This window comes from Aquibaculum arenosum (genome assembly GCF_029222965.1).
Classification (GTDB): Bacteria; Pseudomonadota; Alphaproteobacteria; order Kiloniellales; family DSM-21159; genus Aquibaculum; species Aquibaculum arenosum.
This window is the reverse complement of record NZ_JARHUD010000005.1, coordinates 241,120-264,703: the sequence shown is the minus strand read 5'-3', so window position 1 is coordinate 264,703 and position 23,584 is coordinate 241,120. Positions and strand designations below refer to the sequence as shown.

Genomic DNA, 23,584 nt, shown 5'->3' with positions numbered 1-23,584 from the left:
GCGGCCCGATTCGTTCAGGGCACCCTAATTCGACCTTCAATCCGAGGGGCAATGCGCTCGGCCTGTTCCAGGTGACGCATGAGCACCGCGGTGTCGGAAAGGCCATCTGCCGGGTGTGAGAGCCGAGGCAGCTCCGTCAGCATCTCGTAGCCATCACCACCCTTCGCGTTGAAACCATTCACCGCAAGGCGATAGAGCGCGTCGCTCTCGAGCGGTTGGTCCTGGACGTGGAGTTCCAGAAGGCGCTCGCCCGGCAGTTTCTGGGGATCATAGACAATCGACAGCCCGGAGACCTGTGGGAAGCGGCCGGATCGCTGTTCCACAGCGGCAAGGCCGTGCTCGACGATTTGCCAAAGGGTTTCGCCATCCACTTCGAGCAGCACCATAGGATTCTGGAAGGGCAATTCCGCAATCACGTCGCCTTTGGTCAGTATGCTGCCTTTGGCGTAATGACGATGCCCGCGAATGCCTCCTGCGTTCTGAATGGCCACATCGGCTTCAGTTGCCACCCTGAATGCGTCGGCGATCAGATTGCCGAAAGCATTCTCTTCGCTGCGCAGACTGCTGCCGCGGGTGTCCAGCGCCACCTCAGTGATCGCGAGCGGGCGACCTAGCTCTTCTTCGAAGTCGGCCAGATAGCCCTGGACTGCTTGCTGCATGTCTGGGTCGGGGGTGATTTCCAGCGTGTCGAGAAAGCGGAACTGCGCTGACCAGTCGTTGTCGCTGTCCTCACCTTCTTGAAGCAGGATTTCAATGATGGCGACGTGGTTCGCCTGAGCGCCGGCCTCGACAAAGGCTGTGCCGTTGGTGGGCCAAAGCAGATGCTGCAGGTGATCGTGGGCCCCCAGCACCAGATCCACTGCACCTTGCCGCACCAGAGCCGTGTCGACATCGTAGCCACTGTGCACCAGCGCCACGACGAAGTCTGCGCCTTCGGCGCGCAAAGAGGCCGCTCGTTCGGCGGCTGCATCCACCTCGGAGGTAAACGCAATGTCACCGGGGCTGGAGCTGGTGAGCGTCTGCGGTGTGAGCAGACCCATCACACCGATATGCCAGCCGGCGATCTCAAGTATGATCTCATCCTCTACGCCAGGGAGCTTCGTCCCGTCACTGCGTCGCAAATTGCTGCCAAGTACTGGAAAATCCGCTTCCGCCACCCGTTCCAGTGTCACCTCTGGGCCGAAATCGAACTCGTGATTGCCCAGGACGAAGAGGTCGAGGTCCAGTCTGTTCAGCAAATCGATCATGTGCGCGCCCTGATCGAAGTTGCTCATGACCGAAGGAGAAACGGCGTCTCCTCCGTGCGTTACCAAAACATGTTCATGTTCTAAACGAAGGGTGCCGACAACACTGGCGAGCTTTGCCAGGCCGCCGCGGCCGCCTCGGGCTTCGATGCGGTCCAGGTCGCTGACATGCACAATCACCAGCCGCAGGGGATCGCGCTCGCCCGCGTGGTCCGCACGCAGTTGTGGCTGGGGCGAGAGCCCAATCAGAAAAACGGAAACTACGAGAAGCAGGCGCAGCATGGTCAGTTCATCCCCCTTGTGAGCAGGCCCTGAACGAGGTCTTGGGGGCCTCCGGCTACGCTGAGATTGCGCAGAACTTTGTCGCAGATCAAAGTGCTGCCCGCCGGCCCGCGCTTTAATACCCCCATGCAAAGCGCACGCCTACTCAAGCACAGCCGGCCGGTGCCCCGCTACACCAGCTACCCCACCGCGCCGCACTTTCACACCGGCATCACCGCCGATCATTACCGCAACTGGCTGCAGGCCCTGCCGGCGGAGGCGCCGCTGTCGCTTTACCTGCACATTCCCTTCTGCGACACGCTCTGTTGGTTTTGTGGCTGCCACACCCGAGTGGTCCAGAGCCTGCGGCCGGTCACAGCCTATGTGAACCTGCTGCTGCGCGAGTTCGAACTGCTGAGCAATGCGCTGGGCGGAGGCAAACGTCCACTGGCCCATCTCCACTTCGGCGGCGGGTCGCCAAGTCTGCTGCCACCTGCGGAGATTGATCGCATCGCGGCCGCAATACAGGGTTCCTTTCAGCCGACCTCGGATGCCGAGATCGCCGTGGAGATCGACCCGCGCGGCCTGGACGATTCCGTGATCGCTGCCTTTGCGCGACTCGGCCTAACCCGGGCCAGCGTCGGTGTGCAGGACCTCGATCCGCAGGTCCAACGCGCCATCAATCGCCTCCAGCCTTTCGCAGTGGTGCAGAGCGCCGTCGAACGGCTGCGCGCAGCGGGTGTGCGTGGCATCAACCTGGATCTGATGTACGGCCTGCCGCATCAGAGCGTGGCGAGCGTCCTGCAGACGGCTGAGACAATCTTGACCTTGCGGCCCGACCGACTTGCGCTTTTCGGCTATGCGCACGTACCGCACATGAAGCGCCACCAGCGGCTTTTGCCGGAGGATGCGCTGCCGAACGAGCCGGCGCGCTTGGCGCAGTCCGAGGCCGTGGCGGCGCGCTTGACGGAGGCCGGCTATTGCCGCATCGGGCTGGATCACTTTGCCCGACCGGAAGATCCACTGGCCCTGGCCCATTCCGGGGGCAGGCTGCATCGCAACTTCCAGGGCTATACCGTTGACGAAGCGCCTATACTGCTCGGGCTTGGTGCTTCCGCGATCGGAACCCTGCCGCAGGGCTACATCCAGAACACCACCGACATGCCGACGTATCGTCAGTCGATCGAGGAGGGCCGTCTGCCGGTGGCGCGCGGCGTGGAAGTCGACGAGGCGGATCGACGCGAGCGCGCGGTCATTGAAAGCCTGATGTGCCACTTCGAGGTGGATCTGAGCGAACACGGTGGTGTGCAGGCCTTCGCGCCGGCTCTGGCCCGTCTTACACCTCTGATCGCAGACGGGCTGGTCGAGGTACAGGGCGCCCAGGTGCGGGTTTTGCCGGAGGGTCGGCCGCTGGTGCGTGTGGCCGCGGCGGCCTTTGACCGCTATCTCCAGCCCGAGACCAGGGGGCACGCCCGCGCGCTATAGCAGCGGTTATGCGGCAGGGGTTTGCGCCCGTTCACTCGTGCCTTTCGGGACGGGGTGGGCGCTCCGGCAGGATTCCCTGAGGGCGCGCCAGCAGGATGACCTGCAGCAGGATGCCGATCAGCAGCACCCGCAGCGCACCGGCACGGGTCACCAGATCCTCCGGAAGGCGGGTGACGAAGATCTCCGTCGCCGACCAGACAATCCAGATAACGAAGGCGCCGAGAAGGGCGCCGCGGTTGTTGCCGCTGCCGCCGGCGATCAGCATCACCCAAATCAGGAAGGTGGCAAAGAGTGGGTTGAAGGCTTCCGGGCTGATGAAGCGCACGAAATGGGCATAGAGGGCGCCTGCCAGCCCCATGACGACGGCGCCCAGCACGAAAGCCTGAAGCCGGAAGAGCAGAGAATTCTTGCCCATGGCCCGTGCTGCAGCCTCGTTTTCACGGATCGCCCGCAGCACCCGGCCCCAGGGTGAGCGCCAGGCCCGCTCGTTGGCCCAGTAGACGGCCGCCACAAAGGCAAGCACCAGAAGCAGATAGAGCGTGGCATCGTAGCCGGGAATCAGACCCGCCAGCGGACGGGGGATGCCGGCCATGCCCCGCACACCGCCGGTCAGCCAGCCTTCGTTCTTCAATGTGAGGCGCACGATCTCGGCAATGCCGATCGAGGCAATGGCCAGGTAGTCCGAGCGCAGGCGCAGGGTGATCAATCCCACGCCCAGGGCGAGGATGCCCGATAGCGCCATGGCTGACGCCAAGCCGACGGGGAAGGGCAGGCCGAAACCGCCGAGGTGGCCGCTGCTCTCAGCGGTGGTGATGATCGCGCTGGTGTAGGCGCCGACCGTGAAGAAGGCGGCCACACCGATGTTCAGCATGCCGGCATAGCCCCACTGGACGTTGAGCCCCAGTGCCAGCAGGCCGTAGATCCCAACCAGGGTGAGGAAGAAGATACCGTAGGTGAGCAGTCCGGCCAGTTCCATCACACGGTGCTCCTGCCGGAAAAGAGGCCGGTCGGCCGCACGATCAGCATGACGACGAGAATGGCAAAAGCAATCGCCGGCTTGTAGGCCGCCGCGATAACCAGCGTCGACATTTCCTGTACTATTCCAATCACGAGCCCGCCCACGATGGCACCATAGGGCTTGCCAATTCCGCTCAGGATGGCTGCGGCAAAGATCGGCAGCAGCAGCGTCCAGCCCATCTCCGGGTGCAGCCGGGTGTCGAGGCCCAGGAAGACGCCGGCAGCACCGGCCAGGCCACCGCCGAGCACCCAGGTCCAAAGCACCACCCGTTCCGTATCGATGCCCGAGAGCCGCGCGAGGTTTGGGTTGTCGGCCATGGCCCGCATGGCCTTGCCCATCTTGGTGCGCTGCAGGAAGAGGTGGACGGCGAGCACGAGGAAGATGGTGCAAAGCAGAATGGTGATCTGGTCGGGCCGGATGCGCAGGCCGGCCACGCGGTAGGGCATTTGGATGCCGGTCTGGTAGGTGATGGTGTCCGGGCCCCAGATCATCTGCACCAGCGAGCGCAGGATGAGCGCCACACCGAAAGAGGAGATCAGCAGGATCACCGGTTGTCGCGTTCGAAACCAGCGATACAGCGACCGGTCGATGGCCAGCGCCAGCGCCGCCGTGGCGATCATGGCAATGGGCAGCGCAATCCAAAGCGGCCAGGCGAGCGTGGTGAAGAAGATCAGCGCGATATAGGCGCCAGTGCTCATCAGGTCGCCATGAGAGAAGTTGGCGAACCCGAGAATGCCGAAGGTCAGCGATACGCCGATGGCGCCAAGCGCGATCACACCACCCAGCACGATCCCGTAAATCAGCAGCTGCAGGATATCCATTGGTGTCTTTTCCTTCAGCCGCCCAGGAACATTTCGGCGACCTCGCGGTCAGCGAGCAGCTCCTGGCCCGTGCCTTCGTGGCGATTGGCGCCTTGGGCCATGACATAGCCGCGGTTGGCGATGGCGAGTGCCTGCTTGGCGTTCTGCTCCACCATCAGGATACCGATGCCGGTCGCGTTAACCTGTTTAACGATCTGGAAGATCTGATCGATGAAGATCGGCGACAGGCCGGCCGTGGGTTCGTCCAGGAGCAGCAGCTTGGGGTCGAGCATCAGCGCACGGCCCATGGCCACCATCTGGCGCTGACCGCCAGAGAGCGTGCCGGCCGCCTGGCGCCGTTTCTCGCGCAGCGGCGGGAAGAGCTCGAAGACCCGCTCCATGGCCGGGCGGATGTCGTCGTTGCGCACGAAGGCGCCCATTTCGAGGTTTTCCTGCACCGTCAGCGTGGGGAAAACGTTGTCGGTCTGCGGCACAAAGCAGATGCCCCGGCGCACCACACGGTCTGGCTTCCAGTTGGTGATGTCTTGGCCGTCGAAGCGGATCTGGCCGGAGCGAAGTTTCAGCAGGCCGAAGATGGCTTTCATGGCGGTGGACTTGCCCGCACCGTTGGGACCGACGATGACCACGATCTCTCCCGCTTCGACCCGCAGGGTCACGTCATGCAGGATGTCGGCTTCGCCGTAGCCCCCGGTCACCTTCTCCATCGACAAGAGGCTCACGCCGCGCCCTCCGTTTCGTGGGCGCCGCTGTGGCCGAGGTAGGCTTCCAGCACACGCTCATCGCGGCGGATGCTCTCCATGGAGCCCTGGGTCAGCACCCGGCCTTCCGCCAGCACGATCACCGGGTGGCAGAGCTCTGCGATCAGGTCCATGTCATGCTCGATGATGCAGAAGCTGTAGCCGCGCTCGCGATGGAGCTGCTGGATCATGCGGGCAAGCTTGCCCATGAGCGTGCGGTTTACCCCGGCCGCCGGCTCATCGAGCAGCACGAGCTTGGCGTCGGTCATCATGGTCCGTCCCAGTTCCAGCAGCTTCTTCTGCCCGCCTGAGAGATTTCCGGCCAGTTCATCACGGACGTGGGTAAGCTCCAGAAACTCGAGCACTTCTTCGCCCTTGCGGCGAACATCGCGCTCCTCCCGCCGCACCGCACCCCAGCGCAACCAGGAGGAAAAGAGGTTCTCCCCCGACTGGGCCGGCGGGACCAACATGAGGTTTTCGAGCACTGTCATGCGGGAGAATTCGTGGGGGATCTGGAAGGTGCGAACGATTCCGAGGCTGAACAGCCGCTCGGGAGAGAAGCCCGTCACATCCTGGCCTTCGAACAGGATCCGGCCACCGCTCGGCTTGATGAAGCCGGCGATCATGTTGAACACCGTGGTCTTACCCGCACCATTGGGCCCGATCAGCCCGGTGATGGCGCCTTCCTCCAGGGTGAAGGAACAGTCATTGACCGCCCGCAAGCCACCAAAGGACTTCGACAGGTGCTCCACCTGGATCAAGCCGCATCTCCCCCTGAAAGAACAAGGCCCGGCACGCCATCGCGCGCGCACTTAACCCCGCCGCACGATGGCGCAAGCCGGCTGGGCGTGGCGTTAGCACAGGGCCGGCGGTGGCTCAAGCCGGAGTCGCGCGGCCAGTCACGCCCGCAAGATCAGAGACGACCCTGCCGTACAAGTTCCTCGTCCAAGGCGTCGAGCAGCTGCCGGTCGACACCGCTGCCTCCCGCGATCCGCTGGTCTCTGCGGAAGGAGCTTATGGCCTCACGTGTTTGCGGACCGGAAATGCCATCGACACCTGCACGATAGTAGCCGAGGAGCTTGAGCATCTCCTGCGCGCGCCGCACCTCAGGATCACGTTGAACGGCCGCGGTGGTGCCACGGCGGAGGTCGGAGTTGATGAAGTGCAACTGGAGCTGCAGCTCCTTGTCGATGCGCTGGGACGTGGCGATCCCGGCCGCGCGTCGGTAGGCGTTGGCGGCTGAAAGCGTTCCCGAGCCTACGATCCCGTCGATGGCGCCGTGGTACCAGCCCAGGTTGGCCAAGCGTTCCTGCACATCGACGATGTCGGCCCTTTCGCGCAGTTCTATCGTTTCCTGCGCCACGGCTGGTGAAGCGGCGACGGCGGCAGTCAGAAGGCTTGCGGTGAGAAAGGCGCCTGCGAGCGCTCTGCGTAACATCGGCGGCAGTCCTCTTAATGATTGGTGCTTATCGTTCGAAAGGCCAAGCTGCTGCACCAGCATGGCGGCATCATGGCGCGGTGCCCGCTTCTTGCTTCGGGGCTCAACGCCGCCGGCGGAAATGCAACACCAGCGCGAGCAGCAGACAGGCAAGGAAGGCCCAGAGAAAACCCTCCTGATCCTTCGCGTTCCATTCCCAGGGTGCCCATCCCCGATACCAGACCTCGGCCATCGGCGCATCGAGCCGGTTCTCATGATCGCGCTTCTCCCGGCCCCAGTAGAAACCGACAGCCAGCGCGGCACCGATCCAGTGTGCGTTGGCGACGCGGAATGGCCGGGTCACGAGCAGTACGGCTGCCATGATCAGAAGGGCAAGCACGCCATGGGAAAGCGCCGGCCGGGCGAGAAAGAACTCGATCACTGCAACAAACATTGACACCGGATTGGTTATTCCTTCGCAACGAAGACCATTGCAGCAGACTGAGGTGCGGGGACGGCGTCAAGGAAGGCTTGTGAGCCAGAGGCAGTTATTTTAAGCTTAAAATAATCAAGACAAGGCGGTGTGCCGGCTGTCGCTGAGCACACTTTTGCGAGGGAGGCGTGAGGTGAGCGGGCTCGATGGGCGGCACGCATTGGTCACCGGGGCTGGGCGCGGCATCGGCGCTGCCATAGCGCGCAGTCTGGTGGAAGCCGGCGCGCGGGTGAGCCTGGTGGGGCGGGCGCACGTGCCGCTCGAAGCCTTGCGCGCGGAGCTGGGCGCAGCCTGCGCGGTACAGACCGCTGATGTGACCCGTGACAGTGATATCGGTGCGGCGATTGCAGGAGCGCAAGCGCAGTTCGGTCCGATCGACATCCTGGTCAACAATGCCGGAGCGGCGGCATCCGGCCCCTTCGAACGCCTGGAGCGCACAACCTGGGATTCGATGCTCGCCGTCAATCTGACCGCCGTCTACAGCTGCTGCCAGGCGGTCTTGCCCAGCATGCTGGCGCGCGACTGGGGACGGATCGTCACCATTGCCAGCACGGCGGGCCTGAAGGGCTATCCTTACGTGGCCGCCTATGTGGCCGCCAAACATGGCGCCATCGGTCTGACGCGGGCGCTGGCACTGGAGACGGCGCGCAGCGGTGTCACGATCAACGCGGTCTGTCCGGGCTACACCGACACCGATCTCATCGAGGAGGCGGCGGCGCGGATCGAGGCTGCAAGTGGGCGTTCCCGGGATTCCGTGCGGGCAAGCTTCGCCAAAGCCAATCCGCAGGGTCGTCTGGTCAAGCCGGAGGAGGTGGCCAACACCGTGCTTTGGCTCTGCCGTCCGGGCAGTGAGGCCATCACCGGACAGTCCATAGTCGTCGCAGGGGGAGAGGTGACATGAGCTTGGCATCGCAGTCGGATAGTGTGCCGGCGGCAGAGGCCACGCACGGCGACAGCAAGGCCGCTCTGCGACTGTGGCTGCGCCTGCTTGCCTGCAGCAATCTGATCAGCGGCGAGCTGCGCACGCGCCTGCGCTCTCACTTCGACGCCACCCTGCCGCGCTTCGACTTGCTGGCCCAGCTCGATCGCGCCCCGGATGGCTTGTCGATGGGCGAACTCAGCCGGCGCTTGATGGTGTCCAACGGCAATGTCACCGGGGTCACGGAGCGGCTGCTGACCGAAGGCTGGGTCACCCGTGTGGCGGCCGAGCACGACCGCCGCTCGCAGATCGTACGCCTGACGCTCAAGGGCCGGCACGCCTTTGCCGAGATGGCGGCCGAACACGAGGCCTGGCTGTCGGAGTGCTTCAGCGGTCTCAGCACGGAAGAGATGAACGAGCTGACCCGTCTGCTTGGTCGCCTGCGCGAAACGGTCTCGCAGACGGTTGAGAGCAGCGTCGAGGAAAGGAATGGCGGATGAGCCTGGCTGACTATCGCGCGGAGCATTTTCGCTGGGAGCTGGATGACGGCGTCGGGCAGATCACCCTGAACCGCCCGGATCGCAAGAACCCTCTGACCTTCGAATCCTACGCCGAACTGCGCGATCTCTTTCGACGCTTGGGTGAGGCGCCCGAGGTGCGCTGCGTCGTCGTTTCTGGCGCCGGCGGCAACTTCTGCTCCGGCGGTGACGTGCACGAGATCATCGGCCCGCTGGTCGAAAGCGACATGCCGGCCTTGCTTCGCTTCACGCGCATGACCGGCGATCTGGTCAAGGCCATGCGCGCCTGTCCGCAGCCCATCGTGGCCGCCGTAGACGGGGTCTGCGTTGGAGCTGGGGCGATCATCGCCCTGGCATCCGATCTGCGCTACGGCACCGCAGACGCAAAAGTGGCCTTCCTGTTCGTGCGGGTGGGGCTGGCCGGCTGTGATATGGGCGCCTGCGCCCTGCTACCGCGGGTCATCGGCCAGGGGCGCGCCTCGGAGCTGCTCTACAGTGGTCGTGCCATGTCGGGCGAGGAAGCAGAGCGTTGGGGTTTCTTCAACCGCCTCTGCAGCCCGGAGGCGCTTGTGGGTGAAGCGCTGGGGCAGGCCCGGCGCCTTGCCGACGGGCCCACCTTCGCCCACGCCATGACCAAGCGCATGCTGCATCAGGAGTGGGACATGGGCATCGACGCCGCCATCGAGGCGGAAGCCCAGGCCCAAGCGATCTGCATGCAGACCCAGGACTTCCGGCGCGCCTACGAGGCTTTCGTGCGCAAGGAAAAGCCGAAGTTCGAAGGCAACTGAGCATGATCGACCGCAGCTTTCTTGGCTGGCCCTTTTTCGAAGACCGCCATCGTGTGCTGGCGGAGCAGCTCAATGACTGGGCCGATGCGCATCTTCCGGCCTTGCTCTCGGAAGCCGAGAGTGACCTGGACGGCACCTGCCGGCGCCTGGCGGCAGCGCTGGGGGAGGCCGGCTGGCTGACCTGGTGCGTTCCTGAGGCGGAGGGGACCGGGCAGGGAAGACTCGATGTCCGCAGCCTTTGCCTGATGCGGGAGATCTTGGCCCGGCACCACGGTCTTGCCGACTTCGCTTTCGCCATGCAGGGGCTGGGCAGTGGTCCAATTCTGCTCTTCGGCACGGCCGAGCAGCAGCAACGCTGGCTGCCCGCCGTGCGGAGCGGCAGGAGCCTTGCGGCCTTCGCGCTATCGGAGCCGGACGCCGGGTCCGACGTGGCGGCTACGGCCACCCGGGCGCGCCGCGAGGGCGGCGGTTGGGTGCTGGACGGCTGCAAGACCTGGATATCCAACGGCGGTATTGCCGGCCACTACGTGGTCTTCGCTCGGAGCGAAGAGGCGCCGGGTGCCAAGGGCTTGTCCGCCTTCATCGTGCCGGCCGATGTGCCGGGACTGAACATTGCCGAGCGCATCGCAGTCACGGCGCCCCATCCCCTGGCGCGGCTCGAGTTCGATGGCTGTCGGGTGGGGGAGGACGGCCTGCTGGGACAGCCGGGGCAGGGCTTTCGCATCGCCATGGCGACCCTGGATATCTTCCGCTCCACGGTGGGTGCAGCCGCTCTCGGACTCGCCCGCAGGGCCTTTCATGAGGCGCTGGAGCATGCACGTGGGCGCAGCCTTTTCGGCCAGCCCCTGGCGGAACTTCAGCTTACTCAGGGTCGGCTGGCGGAGATGGCAACCGCAATCGACGCCGCTGCTCTCCTGGTCTATCGCGCAGCTTGGGCCAAGGACGCCGGCGCGGAGCGCGTCACCCGCGAAGCCGCCATGGCAAAGCTGTTTGCCACTGAGGAGGCGCAGAAGGTCGTCGATGGGGCGGTGCAACTGCTCGGCGGGCGGGGGCTGGTGGCCGGAAGCAAGGCCGAGGAGCTGTATCGCGAGGTTCGGGCCCTGCGCATTTACGAGGGGGCCAGCGAGGTCCAGAAGATCATCATTGCCCGGCAGCTTCTGACTGAGGCAAGCGGGCGCTAAAGCTGCCAGTGCTACGCCCGCATGGTCCTCACGCCCCCTGCGGCTTTGTGAAGGGAGGAGTTCATTCGATGCCGACAGCCTCCGCTCATGTCGACAGCTTCGCTCGCGACAACCTTCCGCCGCGTGACACCTGGCCTGATCTCATCACATCCTTGCCGGAGCTGTCCTATCCAGACCGCTTGAACTGTGGCGCAGAACTCCTTGATCGGATGGTTCAAGACGGGTTTTCCGAGCGCCCCTGTTTGATCGGTAGTGCAGACGTTTGGACCTATGCCGAAACGCTCGAGCAGGTGCAGCGCATCGCTCGGGTGCTGGCGGAGGATTTCGGCCTGATCCCCGGCAACCGCGTGCTGCTGCGCGCGCCCAATTCCCCCATGCTGGCTGCTTGCTGGCTGGCCGTTATGCGCATCGGCGCCATCGCCGTGACCACCATGCCGCTGCTGCGTGCCGGAGAGCTGGCGAAGGTGATCGACAAGGCGCAAGTGAGCTTTGCGCTCTGTGACGCCGCTCTGCTCGAGGAGTTGGAGCGGGCGCAGGCGATGCAGCCGGTGCTGCGGCATATCCTGGCGATGAACACGGATGCGCAAGAGAGCTTGGACTCGCGCATGCAGCAGCAGCCGGCAAACTTTCCTGCTGTTGAAACGGCAGCAGAGGAGGTGGCCCTGATCGCTTTCACCTCGGGCACCACCGGCCAGCCCAAGGGAACTATGCATTTCCATCGCGATGTGCTGGCGATCTGCGACACCTTCTCCCGGCACATCCTCCAGCCCCAACCAGATGATATCTTTTGCGGTTCGCCGCCCCTGGCCTTCACCTTCGGACTGGGTGGGCTGCTGACCTTTCCGCTGCGCGTCGGCGCGGCAACAGTTCTGCTGGAGAAGCCCGGGGCGGAAGCCTTGCTTGCCGAGGCGATTGCCAAGCGGAAGGCCAGCATCTGCTTCACCGCACCCACGGCCTGGCGCGCCATGGTCAATGCCATGGAGGGCTACGATGTGACGAGCCTGCGTGCCGGGGTGTCAGCCGGGGAACCCTTGCCGCGGCCCACCTGGGAAGCGGTGCGCGAGCGCATGGGCGTGCGCTTGATCGATGGCATTGGCGCCACCGAGATGCTGCACATCTTCATCTCCGCCTCCGGCGACGCCATTCGGCCTGGCGCCACCGGCCGGCCCGTACCGGGATACGAGGCCAAGGTCATAGACGACGAGGGGCAGGAAGTGCCCACGGGCGAGGTGGGGCGGCTGGCGGTGCGCGGCCCCACTGGCTGTCGTTATCTCGCCGATCATCGCCAGCGCGACTATGTGCAGCGAGGATGGAACATCACCGGAGACAGCTACCGCGCGGACGAAGACGGCTACTTCTGGTTCCAGGCGCGCAATGACGACATGATCATCTCCTCAGGCTACAACATTGCCGGGCCGGAAGTAGAGGAAGCCCTGATGGCACATCCCGCAGTTCAGGAATGCGCGGTGGTCGGCGCGCCGGATGAGGATCGAGGCGCAATTGTGAAGGCGTTCATCGTCTTACAGGATGACGTGAACGCTGGTAGTGAACTCGTTAAACAACTGCAGGAGTTCGTCAAGCAGCGCATTGCGCCTTACAAGTACCCACGCGCCATTGAGTTCATCGACGATCTCCCGCGCACGGAGACCGGCAAGGTGCAGCGCTTCCGTTTGCGCCAGTTGGAGCAAGAACGTGCTCAGGCCATGGGCGTCGAACAGTGAGCGCCCAAGCCCTGCGGCTTGAGATCCCGCCGGTGCCAGCCGCTGCTTTCCGGAGGCACCGACGTGTGCGTTTCAGCCACTGCGATCCTGCGGGTATCGTCTACTATCCCCGCTATCTCGACCTCTGCAACTCCTTGGTCGAGGATTGGTTCACCGAGGGCCTGGCCCTGGACTATGCCAGCATCATCATGCAACGGCGCTTGGGCCTCCCGACGGTTCATCTGCAATGTGATTTCCGTAAACCCAGTGTGTTGGGTGAAACGCTTGAGATGACGCTTCAAGTAGAGGCAGTCGGCAGCAGTTCGGTCACACTCTTTATCCTGACCCAGGGAGCGGACAATGATCCGCGCTTTGCGGCCCGGATTGTCCTGGTCTGCACCTCCCTGGAAAGCCACCGCGCGATTTCCCTGCCTGCGGACATCCGCGAGGTCATTGATCACTATCGGAGTCTTTGCCATGTCGGCTGATGCCGCCACCCCGCATAACGTTCTGCATCCCGCCGACTGGCCGCAGCCGCGCGGCTATGCTAACGGGATCGAAGCACAAGGCCGCCTGGTGTTCGTGGGCGGCCAGATTGGGTGGAACAGACAGCAGGAACTTGCGCCGGATTTCCTGGGGCAGGCCCGGCTGGCAATGGAGAATGTGGTCGCCGTGCTTGCCGAGGCGCAAGCGACGCCGGAGCATCTGGTGCGCCTCACCTGGTACGTGACTGACATCGCGGCCTACGAAGCCCATCAGCGCGATCTGGGGGCCCTCTATCGCGAAATCCTGGGCCGCCACTTTCCGGCCATGACACTGGTGCAGGTGGTCCGGCTGGCGGAGCCCGACGCCTTGATCGAGATCGAGGCAACCGCCGTCGTGCCGTAGACCGGATAAAGCTGTACGCAGATCGGCGTGCTATTCCGCGGCCTTGGCCTGACCGCGGCCGCGCTCCCGCTCCCATTCGAAGATGTAGTCGCGCGTGAGCGGCAGGGTTTCCAGGCGCTTGGTGAGCTGGATCTGGAAGACCACCAAGCCCTGGTGACGGAAACCCATTTCGCAACCGGCCAGATACATCTCCCACATGCGGCAGAAGCGCTCGTCATAGAGTTCCGCCACTTGCGCGCGGGTCTCCTGGAAGCGCTCGTACCAATGACGCAGGGTCTCCGCGTAGTGCAGGCGCAGCACTTCGACGTCGGTGGTGAAGAGGCCACTGCGCTCAATGGAGGCCATTGCCTCGGAGAGCGTGGGCACATCGGCGCCCGGGAAGATGTACTTGCGGATGAAGGGATTGATCGGCGAGGGCTCGTCCATACGGCCGATGGAGTGCAAGACGCACACGCCGTCGTCGGCCAGGAGGTCTCTCACTTTTGAGAAGAACTCATCATAGTTCTGCTTACCGACATGCTCGAACATACCGACGGACACGATGCGGTCGTAGGGCCCGGTTTCGTTGCGGTAGTCTTCAAGCTTGAAGCGGCAGTGGTTCTGTACGCCCTGCTTTTCCGCGCGCTCCTGGCTCATTTTGTGCTGTTCTACCGAGAGCGTGACGCCAGTGACATCGCAGTCCAGCTCATTGGCGAGAAACAGTCCGAGACCACCCCAGCCTGAGCCGATATCGAGCGTCTTGAGACCGGGCTGAGTGAGATAGAGCTTCGCGGCCAGATGCTGCTTTTTGTCGTACTGCGCTTGCTCCAGGGAATTGTCCGGATGGGTGAAGTAGGCGCAGGAGTACTGCCTGTCACTGTCGAGGAAATGGTCGTAGAGCACACCCGAGAGGTCGTAGTGGTGGGCGACGTTCTGCTGGGCCTTGCCGATCGGATTGAACTGCTTCAGGCGGCGCCCCTGACGAAGCAGGCGATTGCCCCACTGGTAGAAGGGCTGGGACTCCAGGCTCGCCCAGTTGCGGGCGATGATGTCCAACAGGGTGCGGAGGTTCGAGCCCTCCTCCAGGGTAACCGTCCCGTCCATATAGGCTTCCGGTACGCGCAGTGCCGGATTGAAGGCGAGGTAGCGCTCCAGACCCTTCTTCTGAAGCCTGATGGTGGCTGAGGGCTCGCCGCCATCACCAAAGCTTTCCTGGCGGCCATCTGCATGCACCAAAGTGAGGGTGCCCTGCTTGATCATCCGCTGGAGGAGGCTTGAAAGTAGCATCGTATGGCTCCGATACTGCTTGAGGGGTTGGCTCAGGATCGCTTTCGGAAAAGTGGTCCAGCTTCATAAAGCGATCCCCGCCAGTGGCGAAGCAGGCACCGCCATACTGCGCTGAAGTCGCGTTTCCCTGCCCCGATAAATCCAGGCCGACCACGAACGCTCCCCAGCAAGTCGGGAAGAATCTTTCCCCATCCTGCGGGACAGTTCAACCCCCGGGACCACAACCGGTTGCGCCTGCTCAGGTTCCGGCAACTCGCGTAGTAAAAATGACAGCAAAAAGGGCGGCACCTTTCGGCACCGCCCTTTTTCTTTCGACCAGTCCTGTGCACGTTCACTTCATGTGAAGGCAACGCGCCAGTCTTGGCTCAGCAAATGCAGCCGTCAGGCCGTTTCCTCGTCGGATTCGCCACCAGCCTCAGCTTCCGCCTCGGCTGCCTCAGCCGCTTCGGCGGCAGCCAGGGCTTCCGCCTCGGCTGCTTCCTCGGCATCGATCATTTCGTCGGCGCTGATGTAACGGCCGCTTTCGGCCTGCATCTCGGCTTCAGCCTCCGAGCGCGCGACGTTGATGCTGATGGGTACGGAGACTTCCGGATGCAGACGCAAGCGGAGGTCATGCAGACCCAGCATTTTGATCGGACGATCGAGCACAACCTGATTGCGGTTGACGCTCGTGCCGGCTGCGGTCACCGCCTCGGCGATGTCGCGAGAGGCGACGGAGCCATAGAGCTGACCCGAGTCGCCAGCCTGGCGGATGATGACGACGCTCATGCCGTCGATCTTCTTGGCAACCGCTTCGGCTTCCTGACGACGCTTGAGGTTCTCGGCCTCAAGCTGTGCCCGACGCTGTTCGAAAATCGCGAGATTTTCCTTGTTGGAGCGCAGGGCCTTGTGCTGCGGCAGCAGATAGTTGCGCGCGAAGCCGGGCTTGACCCGCACCACATCGCCCATCTGGCCGAGGTTTTCGATCCGCTCGAGCAGGATCACTTCCATGGTTCGATCCTTCCCGTGGATTACTTGATGACGTAGGGCAAGAGACCGAGGTAGCGCGCGCGCTTGATGGCGCGGGCCAACTCACGCTGCTTCTTGGCGGATACCGCCGTAATCCGACTCGGCACGATCTTGCCGCGCTCGGAAACGAAGCGGCCAAGCAGCTTCACGTCCTTGTAGTCGATCTTCGGCGCGTTCGGGCCGGAGAAGGGGCAGGACTTGCGGCGACGGAAGAACGGCCGACGCGGCGTACCACCCTTGCTGACGATTTCGACACTCATGCTTTAACCCTCCCTGCGCGGACCACGATCGCGGCGCGGACCGTCACCGCGGCCGCCACGGCCACCGCGATCATCGCGGCCGTGCTTGCTCTGCATCATGGCGGACGGCTCGGGGTCCAGTTCCGGAACCCGGACCGTCAGATAGCGCAGTACATCTTCGTTGTAGCGCATCACGCGCTCGAACTCGGCGATCGCCGGTGCCGGGGCTTCAACGCTGAAGAGGACGTAGTGCCCCTTGCGGTTCTTCTTCATGCGATAGGCGAGGTTTTTCAGGCCCCAGTACTCGCGCTTGGCGATGGCGCCACCCTGATCCTGAAGGACCTGGGCGAGTTCGTCGCCGAGCTGCTCGACCTGGGACGCAGAAATGTCCTGGCGTGCGATGAACACGCTCTCGTAATAGGCCATCTTTTGCTCCTTATGGCTCGTAATGGGCCGGAGCCCCAGCAGACGCCGGAGGCCGATCGGCCCCAGCCGACCCCATCATCCGCAAACACGGCACGAGCGGGAGCCGGCAAGGAGTTTCGCTGCCGCGAGCGGAGGCCCGGGGCAGTGAAGCGCGGACTATAGCGCCGACGGTCGAAGGCGCAAGGTCTTCTGCAGGCGCTGATGATTGCGCCCGCTGAGCGTATCAAGAGCCTTGACGTTCCAGCAGGCGCAGCCGGCTTTCGACCATCGATCTGGGCAGGTAACAGCCCTGCAAGTGGCGTCGGCCGTTTGCGGTGAACGCGGTGCGCCCATGCAGGACACGCCGATTATCGAAGGCCAGGATGTCCCCCGCAGCCAGCCGCAGGCCCAACTGATTATCAGGGTGGCACAAGGCGCGCCACAGCTGCTGGTAGGCCGAATAGTAGCGCTCAACCTCGTCCTCGGGCAGATCGAGACTGTCGCGGATCCAGTTATTGAAGCGCAGGCCCGTCACAGCCCCCTGGCTGTCCAGTTCGATGAGCGGCACGCGGTGACAGATGTCGACTTTCGCGTCCTGAAAGCGAAAGTCGATGGCCTGCGTGGTGAGGACATGGAAGCTCTCGGGGTGATCCTTGCGCAGGCTTTCGGCCACCTGGAGGCCGTCCACCAGTGTGGAGTCTCCACCGTCTGCTTCGTTGGCGATGCAGAAAAGCAGTTGGATATCCGGCGGGTGAGGATGGTTTGGCAAGTCGACGTGCGGCTCAAGCGCTAGTGAGGTGTAGGCTGCATTGTTGGGATCGGGTTTCGTCTGGACATCGAAAATCCGCCCGAAATGGGTCTCATGAATTGGCGCCACGGCGCTTGCGAAACGTTCCAGTTCTCCTGCCTGTGCCGGCGCCCCGCGCAGCAAAACCGCACCGTATTGCTGCAAGCTTTCGATCCAGGCGCGTTGTATCTCTGCAGCCTCCTTGAAGCGCTCGTAACTGTATTCCGGCACCTGTCCCAAGGTTTTAACCGACCAGGGTTGCCGCGGGCGGACGCGTTCGCTGCGGCTTGCCGAATCGTAGGCGCGCCACCGCAGCCAGCCAGGATCAAATCGAGATTGATGGGCCGAAGCGGAGTCTCTGGCCGGCCAGTTCAGGCACAGGGTCCCGTTCTCCTCCAACTCAGCGCTTGCCGGGCCGATGGGCAGGGGCAGGTCACGCAGTTCGAACAGCCGCTCGCGGGTTTGAGGATGCCGGCACTCGGGGCAGGCACAGTGGTCGCGCAGCCAGGTCCAATGAAACCGACTCTCACGACCATCGTCCCAGATCACGCGCAGGGCGCGTTCCTCTGGGTGAAGGGCGGCGATCCGATCCGGACCGGCGTAAGGGGCGAGTTCTCCCATATCAACCAATGGCCTGGCCGTCATCGCCTTTCCTCCTCCATTCAGCTCCGAAGGGAACCTTTACGCAGAGTTTCCTGTCCCAAGCTGGAACGCAAGGCAGCCGTAGGGTGCGGCAAGTGAGAGGGAGTGCGAACGGCTTGCCGCGGCGCCTTGCTTTGCTTGACACCCGGAAGTGCTGCGGTAACTGTGCCGCCCACGTCGGGACAGCGCTTTCGACAATCATCTACAGGACAGCTGAGCAGGAGACCTTTCGTCGATGCAGCGCGCATTCGTCTTCCCAGGACAAGGCAGTCAGGCGGTTGGTATGGGCCGAGGCTTGGCAGAGGCCTTTCCGGCCGCTCGTCTGGTCTTCGAGGAAGTGGATGATGCGCTGGGTCAGCATTTGTCCAAGCTCATGTTCGAAGGTCCCGAAAGCGAACTGACGCTCACTGAGAACGCGCAGCCGGCCCTTATGGCCACCAGTCTCGCCGTCGCGCGCACCCTGGAAAGCGAAGGCAATTTTACGCTTGCCGAAAAGGCGCAGTGCGTGGCCGGCCACTCGCTTGGAGAATACTCTGCATTGGCAGCGGCCGGCAGTCTCGCCCTGGCGGATTCCGCCCGGCTCCTCAAGCGCCGCGGTCAGGCAATGCAGACCGCCGTGCCGGTGGGCGAGGGCGCCATGGCCGCGCTCCTGGGCCTCGACCTCGATGCGGCCAAAGAGGTGGCGCAGGCGGCAAGCCTGGGTCTGGAAGGCCAAAGCGAGGTCTGTGCTGCTGCCAATGACAATGCGCCGGGCCAGGTCGTCGTCAGCGGGCACCGTACGGCGGTTGAGCGTGCGGTCACGCTCGCCGGGGAGCGCGGCGCGAAGCGGGCCGTGATGCTTCCGGTCTCTGCCCCTTTCCATTGTTTGCTCATGGCGCCGGCAGCCGATGCGATGGCCGAAGCCCTGGCCGAGACCACTCTGGCGCCGCCCTCGATTCCCCTCATCGCCAACGTCACTGCAGCAGCGGTGCAGGAGCCGGAACGCATCCGTCGCCTGCTGGTGGAGCAGGTAACGGCGATGGTGCGCTGGCGTGAAAGCGTGGAGGCCATGAAGGCGCAAGGTGTCGAGCAGTTGGTCGAACTGGGAGCGGGCAAGGTCCTCTCCGGCTTGACCCGGCGCATCGATCGGGACCTAAAGGGCACGGCCCTCAATGAACCCGCCGATATCGAGAGTTTCTTGCAGTCCCTGTGAAGCCGAAAGGCTGCGGGACGCCCAGGGAGAAGAGCAATGTTCGATCTTTCCGGTAAATCGGCCTTGGTCACCGGCGCGTCCGGCGGAATCGGTGGCGCCATCGCGCGTGCCCTGCACACTGCCGGGGCGCAGGTAGCGCTCTCCGGCACGCGCGTGGAGCCCCTGGAGGCACTGGCTGGCGAGTTGGGGGAGCGGGCCTTCGTGGTTCCCTGCAGCCTGGCCGACGCCGAAGCCACTGCCGCCCTCCCGGGGCAAGCCGAAGAGGCCATGGGCGGCCTCGACATCTTGGTTAACAACGCGGGCCTGACTCGTGACCAGCTGGCGATGCGGATGAAGGACGAGGACTGGCAGCAGGTTCTGGACATCAACCTGACGGCCTCTTTCCGCCTGTCTCGCGCCGTCCTGCGCGGCATGATGAAGCGCCGTTGGGGGCGGATCATCGGCATCACCTCGATTGTGGGTGTGACGGGCAATCCAGGCCAGACGAACTATGCTGCTTCCAAGGCCGGTATGATCGGCTACTCGAAATCGCTTGCTGGCGAGGTTGCAGCGCGCGGGATCACCGTGAACTGTATCGCCCCCGGCTTCATCGAAACGGCGATGACCGATGTGTTGCCTGAAGCACAGCGCGAAAAACTACTGACCTCCATCCCGGCACAGCGCCTGGGCCGACCAGAAGACATCGGCACTGCCTGTGTCTATCTTGCCAGTGAGGAAGCTGCGTATGTGACCGGGCAGACCTTGCATGTTAACGGCGGGATGGCGATGATCTGACCGACTGGTTTCCTGCGGGTGTCTTTACATTGGAAAAGGCTTTTCCACTGTGATAAGCAGCCCGCGCCTGTGAGTGACCGAGAAGGTCATGGTCCGTTCGGACGGGCTCCGACCCAAATGAGGGGCAGCGGTTTCCCGAGAACGACAGATAATAAGTATTCAGCTTGAGGAATGAATGACGATGAGCGATGTGGCGGAGCGCGTGAAGAAGATCGTGGTGGAGCACCTCGGCGTCGAGGAAGCGAAAGTCACGGAAGACGCAAGCTTCATTGACGATCTCGGTGCCGACAGCCTCGACACAGTCGAGCTCGTCATGGCTTTCGAGGAAGAGTTCGGCTGCGAGATTCCCGACGATGCGGCTGAGAAGATCGTGACCGTCAAGGACGCGATCGCCTTCATCCAAGAGAACGCCTGATCCGCTAGGCGGTGGCGACGTCGCACAGCGAAGTCGCGGCCGCCGGCATCAGGGCACCGTTTCCCGAAGAGTGAAGATGAGACGCGTAGTCGTCACCGGTCTGGGGTTGGTCACGCCGCTGGGTACCGGCGTGGATCATGTTTGGCAGCAGTTGCTGGCGGGGCGATCCGGTATTCGTCCTATCCAGAACTTTGACATATCAGACCTTCCCTCCAAGATTGGCGGCCAGCCGCCGTTGGGCGATCTGGCCGACGGGGGCTTCAACCCCACGGACTGGATGGAAGCCAAGGATCAGCGGAAGAATGACCGCTTCATCCTCTATGGCATGGCCGCAGCCCAGCAGGCGATCGAGGATGCGGGTTGGCAGCCCAAGGATACTGAGTCGCTTGAGCGCACCGGCGTGATGATCGGCTCGGGCATCGGTGGGCTCGAGACGATCTACGACGGTGCGATCACGGTGGCCACTCGTGGACCGCGGAAGCTGTCCCCCTTCTTCATCCCGGCTGTCTTGATCAATCTCGTCTCGGGACAGGTATCGATCCGATATGGCTTCAAGGGGCCGAATCATGCGGTGGTGACGGCCTGTTCCACTGGTGCTCACGCCATCGGTGATGCAGCCCGCATGATCATGCTCGACGACGCGGATGTGATGATTGCCGGCGGGGCCGAGGCTGCGGTGTCGCGGATCGGACTGGCCGGCTTCTGCGCCAGCCGGGCGCTCAGCACCAGCTACAACGACGATCCTCAATCCGCCTCCCGCCCCTGGGACAAGGGCCGCGACGGCTTCGTCATGGGGGAGGGTGCAGGGGTCGTGGTGCTCGAGGAGTATGAGCACGCGCTCCAACGTGGCGCCCCGATCTACGCCGAAGTCACGGGCTACGGCATGTCAGGGGACGCCCATCACGTCACCGCTCCGCCGGAAGACGGCAATGGTGGCTATCGGGCCATGCAGGCGGCCTTGAAGCGCGCCGGTCTGCAGCCCGGCGACATCGATTACATCAACGCCCATGGCACTTCGACCCCTCTCGGCGATGCCATTGAGTTGGGCGCTGTGAAACGTCTGTTCGGGGACGAGGTGAAGGACCTCGCCATGTCCTCGACCAAGTCGGCCATCGGTCACCTTCTGGGCGCAGCCGGCGCCGTGGAAGCCATCTTCTGCGTCTTGGCGATCCGCGACGGTGTTGTGCCGCCGACCCTAAACCTGAACGAACCGGACCCGGTTGCCGAGGGCGTTGACCTGGTGCCGCACGAGGCCAAGGAAAAGAAGGTGCGTTGTGCCCTTTCCAATTCCTTTGGTTTTGGCGGAACCAATGCCAGCCTTATTCTCTCGGCCCTGGACTGAGGCGGAGACGGAGGCGCCATGAGACGCGTTCTTCGCGTCGGCCTTAGTCTCCTCGTCGGTCTTGCACTGGCCGCTGGCATCGCCTTGCTGGTGGCTCAGAGCTTCTATGAGGGCGCCGGTCCCCTGGATGAGCCGCGCCAGGTCGTCATTCCGCGCGGCAGCAGCACCGGCGCTGTTGCCGAGCGGCTGGCCGATGCTGGCGTCATCTCCGATCCACGCGTCTTTCATGCTGCTGCCGTGGCCACCGGCAAGAACCGGAGGCTGCGTGCGGGCGAATACGCCTTCGAACCGGGCATCTCCCTGCGGGGCGTGCTCGAGTTGCTGGAAAGCGGCAAGACGGTCATTCGCCGCTTCACTGTGCCGGAAGGCCTGACCTCTACCGAGATCGTGGCACTGCTGGACGCGACGGAAGGCTTGGCGGGGGAGATCGAGGAGGTGCCTCCCGAAGGCGCGCTCCTGCCTGAAACCTATCACTACTCCTGGGGCGACGATCGGGCGCAGCTGTTGCGCCGGATGCAGAGCGCAATGAGCGAGACCCTGGAACGGCTCTGGGAAGTGCGGGTGGAGGGGCTGCCGGTGGCGAGCCCGGAAGAAGCGGTCACTCTGGCGTCGATTGTGGAGAAGGAGACGGGCATTGCCGACGAGCGCCCGCTCGTTGCGAGTGTCTTCGTCAATCGCTTGAACCGCGGCATGCGCCTGCAGTCGGACCCTACGGTCATCTATGCGCTGACCAAGGGTGAGGAGCCCCTGGGGCGTGCCTTGACCCGCGCCGACTGGCAGGTGGAGGATCCCTACAACACCTATCAGATCGACGGCCTGCCGCCCGGTCCCATCGCGAACCCGGGCCGCGCGGCGATCGCCGCCGTGCTCGATCCGCTGGACAGCGACTATTTCTACTTCGTTGCGGATGGCAGCGGCGGCCATGCCTTTGCCCGCACCCTCGACGAGCATAACCGCAACGTGGCCAACTGGCGGCGCATCCGTGACGGGGAAGGCGACTGACGGTCGCCGGTGAGTAACGCGTCGCCTGCTTGACGCCGAGTCGCGATTTGTTATCGCTTATGGGCCTGTATCACATCGAGTCGTGGAGGAGCCGTTCGTGCGCCGTAGAGACCTGTTGGGAGGAATGGTCTCCGGGCTGCTGCTTGGCAGCCTGACCGGCCGGGCCATGGCTGATCTGCCACCCTTGGTGCCACGCAAGCCCGGTGGCGGAATCATCGTCCTCGATGCGGGCCATGGCGGGCGTGATCCCGGCGCGATCGGACGCAGTGGCACCCGCGAAAAGGATGTCACTCTGGCTGTATGCCATGCCATCCGCGACCACTTGGCGGGCACACCCCATGCCGTAATCCTCACCCGGGAGCGTGACACCTCCATGTCGCTGGCTGAGCGCGTCGAGATTGCCCAACGCCATCACGCCGACCTTTTCGTCTCCATTCACGCCGACGCTGCACCTAATACGCGCGCCCGCGGCCTCTCGGCCTACACCCTGTCCGAAGAGGCCTCCGATTCCCTGGCCAAGGCGGTGGCAGAGCAGGAGAATGCTGTGGACGACCTCTACGGCATGGACTTCAGCGACACGGATGCAAGCACCGCCGCCATTCTGCTCGATCTGGCGCTGCGCATCGCACGCGAAGACAGTCACCGGGCGCAAAGAAAGATCGTGGAAGGCGTGGCAGGGGACTGGCATCTGCTGGACAACCCCCGGCGCTCCGCAAACTTTGCTGTGCTGCGATCAGGTGAAGTGCCCTCCGTCCTGGTGGAAACCGGCTTCCTGACCAACCCGGATGACGAGCGGCTGCTGGCCGACCCCAGCGCCCGGCGAAGAGTCGCGGCGGCTCTGGCCCGAGAGATCGAGCTCGTTTCCCGCACCTTCTGGCGCGAGCGCAGCGGTCCGAGCTGAGCTTGCGCCCTGGGTTATGCCCGGCGCCCGCATCGGTCTTTTCCATCACAGGCGCTCACCCCAGTGGTTCCATCGGGCAGCGGTGGGCTATAGTGTCCCGCAATGCAACGACGGCTCGAACGCACGGGCCGGCAGAGAAGG

25 protein-coding genes are annotated in these 23,584 nt (G+C 63.9%); 14 read left to right on the top strand and 11 right to left on the bottom strand.

Annotated elements, in window-relative coordinates; genetic code table 11:
• Positions 1 to 14: 14 nt before the first annotated feature.
• Positions 15 to 1,526: a bifunctional metallophosphatase/5'-nucleotidase gene (locus P2G67_RS10160; protein ID WP_275822652.1), complete on the bottom strand. Its 1,512-nt coding sequence runs from the start codon at positions 1,524 to 1,526 to the stop codon at positions 15 to 17.
• A 78-nt stretch (positions 1,527 to 1,604) separates the two neighbouring features.
• Here P2G67_RS10160 and hemN point away from each other — a divergent pair, with 78 nt between their 5' ends.
• A complete protein-coding gene (gene hemN, locus P2G67_RS10155; RefSeq protein ID WP_275822650.1) occupies positions 1,605 to 2,990 on the top strand; it encodes an oxygen-independent coproporphyrinogen III oxidase in 1,386 nt (461 codons plus the stop codon).
• 31 nt (positions 2,991 to 3,021) lie between these two features.
• Here the strand turns inward: hemN and P2G67_RS10150 are convergent, their stop codons facing one another.
• The 5 genes from P2G67_RS10150 to P2G67_RS10125 form a co-directional block, all read right to left on the bottom strand.
• Positions 3,022 to 3,966, bottom strand: a complete 945-nt coding sequence (locus P2G67_RS10150) for a branched-chain amino acid ABC transporter permease (RefSeq protein ID WP_275822648.1) — start codon at positions 3,964 to 3,966, stop codon at positions 3,022 to 3,024.
• Entirely contained in the window at positions 3,966 to 4,829 is an 864-nt protein-coding gene (locus tag P2G67_RS10145) for a branched-chain amino acid ABC transporter permease (protein ID WP_275822646.1), read from the bottom strand. The genes P2G67_RS10150 and P2G67_RS10145 overlap by 1 nt, the downstream gene beginning before the upstream one ends.
• A 14-nt stretch (positions 4,830 to 4,843) precedes the next feature.
• A complete protein-coding gene (locus P2G67_RS10140) occupies positions 4,844 to 5,548 on the bottom strand; it encodes an ABC transporter ATP-binding protein (RefSeq protein WP_275822644.1) in 705 nt (234 codons plus the stop codon).
• On the bottom strand, positions 5,545 to 6,318 hold the full coding sequence (locus P2G67_RS10135) for an ABC transporter ATP-binding protein (protein ID WP_322099687.1): 774 nt from the start codon (positions 6,316 to 6,318) through the stop codon (positions 5,545 to 5,547). Before P2G67_RS10135 ends, P2G67_RS10140 begins: the two co-directional genes overlap by 4 nt.
• A 789-nt stretch (positions 6,319 to 7,107) precedes the next feature.
• Positions 7,108 to 7,443, bottom strand: coding sequence for a hypothetical protein (locus tag P2G67_RS10125; protein ID WP_275822638.1), 336 nt, complete (start codon positions 7,441 to 7,443; stop codon positions 7,108 to 7,110).
• Between the two features lie 166 nt (positions 7,444 to 7,609).
• Between P2G67_RS10125 and P2G67_RS10120 the strand changes: the two genes are divergently transcribed.
• The 7 genes from P2G67_RS10120 to P2G67_RS10090 all read left to right on the top strand — a co-directional run bounded on the left by P2G67_RS10120 (position 7,610) and on the right by P2G67_RS10090 (position 13,470).
• Complete coding sequence (locus P2G67_RS10120; protein ID WP_275822636.1) at positions 7,610 to 8,377, top strand: SDR family NAD(P)-dependent oxidoreductase; 768 nt, start codon at positions 7,610 to 7,612, stop codon at positions 8,375 to 8,377.
• A complete protein-coding gene (locus tag P2G67_RS10115; RefSeq protein WP_275822634.1) occupies positions 8,374 to 8,895 on the top strand; it encodes a MarR family winged helix-turn-helix transcriptional regulator in 522 nt (173 codons plus the stop codon). The genes P2G67_RS10120 and P2G67_RS10115 overlap by 4 nt, the downstream gene beginning before the upstream one ends.
• A complete protein-coding gene (locus P2G67_RS10110) occupies positions 8,892 to 9,701 on the top strand; it encodes an enoyl-CoA hydratase family protein (RefSeq protein WP_275822632.1) in 810 nt (269 codons plus the stop codon). The genes P2G67_RS10115 and P2G67_RS10110 overlap by 4 nt, the downstream gene beginning before the upstream one ends.
• 2 nt (positions 9,702 to 9,703) lie before the next feature.
• Positions 9,704 to 10,882, top strand: coding sequence for an acyl-CoA dehydrogenase family protein (locus P2G67_RS10105; protein ID WP_275822630.1), 1,179 nt, complete (start codon positions 9,704 to 9,706; stop codon positions 10,880 to 10,882).
• A gap of 68 nt (positions 10,883 to 10,950) precedes the next feature.
• Positions 10,951 to 12,603 (top strand): AMP-binding protein, encoded by a 1,653-nt coding sequence (locus P2G67_RS10100; protein ID WP_275822628.1) that lies wholly within the window; start codon positions 10,951 to 10,953, stop codon positions 12,601 to 12,603.
• A gap of 65 nt (positions 12,604 to 12,668) precedes the next feature.
• Positions 12,669 to 13,070, top strand: coding sequence for an acyl-CoA thioesterase (locus P2G67_RS10095; RefSeq protein WP_275822626.1), 402 nt, complete (start codon positions 12,669 to 12,671; stop codon positions 13,068 to 13,070).
• Entirely contained in the window at positions 13,060 to 13,470 is a 411-nt protein-coding gene (locus P2G67_RS10090; RefSeq protein ID WP_275822625.1) for a RidA family protein, read from the top strand. The genes P2G67_RS10095 and P2G67_RS10090 overlap by 11 nt, the downstream gene beginning before the upstream one ends.
• Positions 13,471 to 13,500: 30 nt before the next feature.
• Here the strand turns inward: P2G67_RS10090 and P2G67_RS10085 are convergent, their stop codons facing one another.
• The 5 genes from P2G67_RS10085 to P2G67_RS10065 all read right to left on the bottom strand — a co-directional run bounded on the left by P2G67_RS10085 (position 13,501) and on the right by P2G67_RS10065 (position 17,820).
• Positions 13,501 to 14,736, bottom strand: a complete 1,236-nt coding sequence (locus P2G67_RS10085) for an SAM-dependent methyltransferase (protein ID WP_275822623.1) — start codon at positions 14,734 to 14,736, stop codon at positions 13,501 to 13,503.
• 381 nt (positions 14,737 to 15,117) lie between these two features.
• On the bottom strand, positions 15,118 to 15,726 hold the full coding sequence (rplI, locus tag P2G67_RS10080; protein ID WP_275822621.1) for a 50S ribosomal protein L9: 609 nt from the start codon (positions 15,724 to 15,726) through the stop codon (positions 15,118 to 15,120).
• 20 nt (positions 15,727 to 15,746) lie between these two features.
• The gene (gene rpsR / locus P2G67_RS10075) at positions 15,747 to 16,004 is read right to left on the bottom strand and encodes a 30S ribosomal protein S18 (RefSeq protein ID WP_275822619.1); all 258 of its coding nucleotides are present in this window, start codon (positions 16,002 to 16,004) and stop codon (positions 15,747 to 15,749) included.
• Positions 16,005 to 16,007: 3 nt separating this feature from the next.
• The gene (gene rpsF / locus P2G67_RS10070) at positions 16,008 to 16,409 is read right to left on the bottom strand and encodes a 30S ribosomal protein S6 (RefSeq protein ID WP_275822616.1); all 402 of its coding nucleotides are present in this window, start codon (positions 16,407 to 16,409) and stop codon (positions 16,008 to 16,010) included.
• A gap of 223 nt (positions 16,410 to 16,632) precedes the next feature.
• Positions 16,633 to 17,820, bottom strand: a complete 1,188-nt coding sequence (locus P2G67_RS10065) for a TauD/TfdA family dioxygenase (protein ID WP_275822614.1) — start codon at positions 17,818 to 17,820, stop codon at positions 16,633 to 16,635.
• Positions 17,821 to 18,052: 232 nt separating this feature from the next.
• Between P2G67_RS10065 and fabD the strand changes: the two genes are divergently transcribed.
• From fabD to P2G67_RS10035, 6 genes are all read left to right on the top strand, one after another.
• Positions 18,053 to 19,009, top strand: coding sequence for an ACP S-malonyltransferase (gene fabD / locus P2G67_RS10060; protein WP_275822612.1), 957 nt, complete (start codon positions 18,053 to 18,055; stop codon positions 19,007 to 19,009).
• Between the two features lie 36 nt (positions 19,010 to 19,045).
• Positions 19,046 to 19,783: a 3-oxoacyl-[acyl-carrier-protein] reductase gene (gene fabG / locus P2G67_RS10055; protein ID WP_275822611.1), complete on the top strand. Its 738-nt coding sequence runs from the start codon at positions 19,046 to 19,048 to the stop codon at positions 19,781 to 19,783.
• 181 nt (positions 19,784 to 19,964) lie between these two features.
• Entirely contained in the window at positions 19,965 to 20,198 is a 234-nt protein-coding gene (locus tag P2G67_RS10050) for an acyl carrier protein (protein WP_275822781.1), read from the top strand.
• 76 nt (positions 20,199 to 20,274) lie between these two features.
• Positions 20,275 to 21,540, top strand: a complete 1,266-nt coding sequence (gene fabF / locus P2G67_RS10045; RefSeq protein ID WP_275822609.1) for a beta-ketoacyl-ACP synthase II — start codon at positions 20,275 to 20,277, stop codon at positions 21,538 to 21,540.
• Between the two features lie 18 nt (positions 21,541 to 21,558).
• Positions 21,559 to 22,542: an endolytic transglycosylase MltG gene (gene mltG / locus P2G67_RS10040; RefSeq protein ID WP_275822606.1), complete on the top strand. Its 984-nt coding sequence runs from the start codon at positions 21,559 to 21,561 to the stop codon at positions 22,540 to 22,542.
• Between the two features lie 97 nt (positions 22,543 to 22,639).
• Positions 22,640 to 23,443 carry an N-acetylmuramoyl-L-alanine amidase family protein gene (locus P2G67_RS10035; protein ID WP_275822604.1) on the top strand — a complete coding sequence of 268 codons (804 nt, stop codon included), beginning with the start codon at positions 22,640 to 22,642 and terminating at the stop codon, positions 23,441 to 23,443.
• The last annotated feature ends 141 nt before the right edge of the window (positions 23,444 to 23,584 follow it).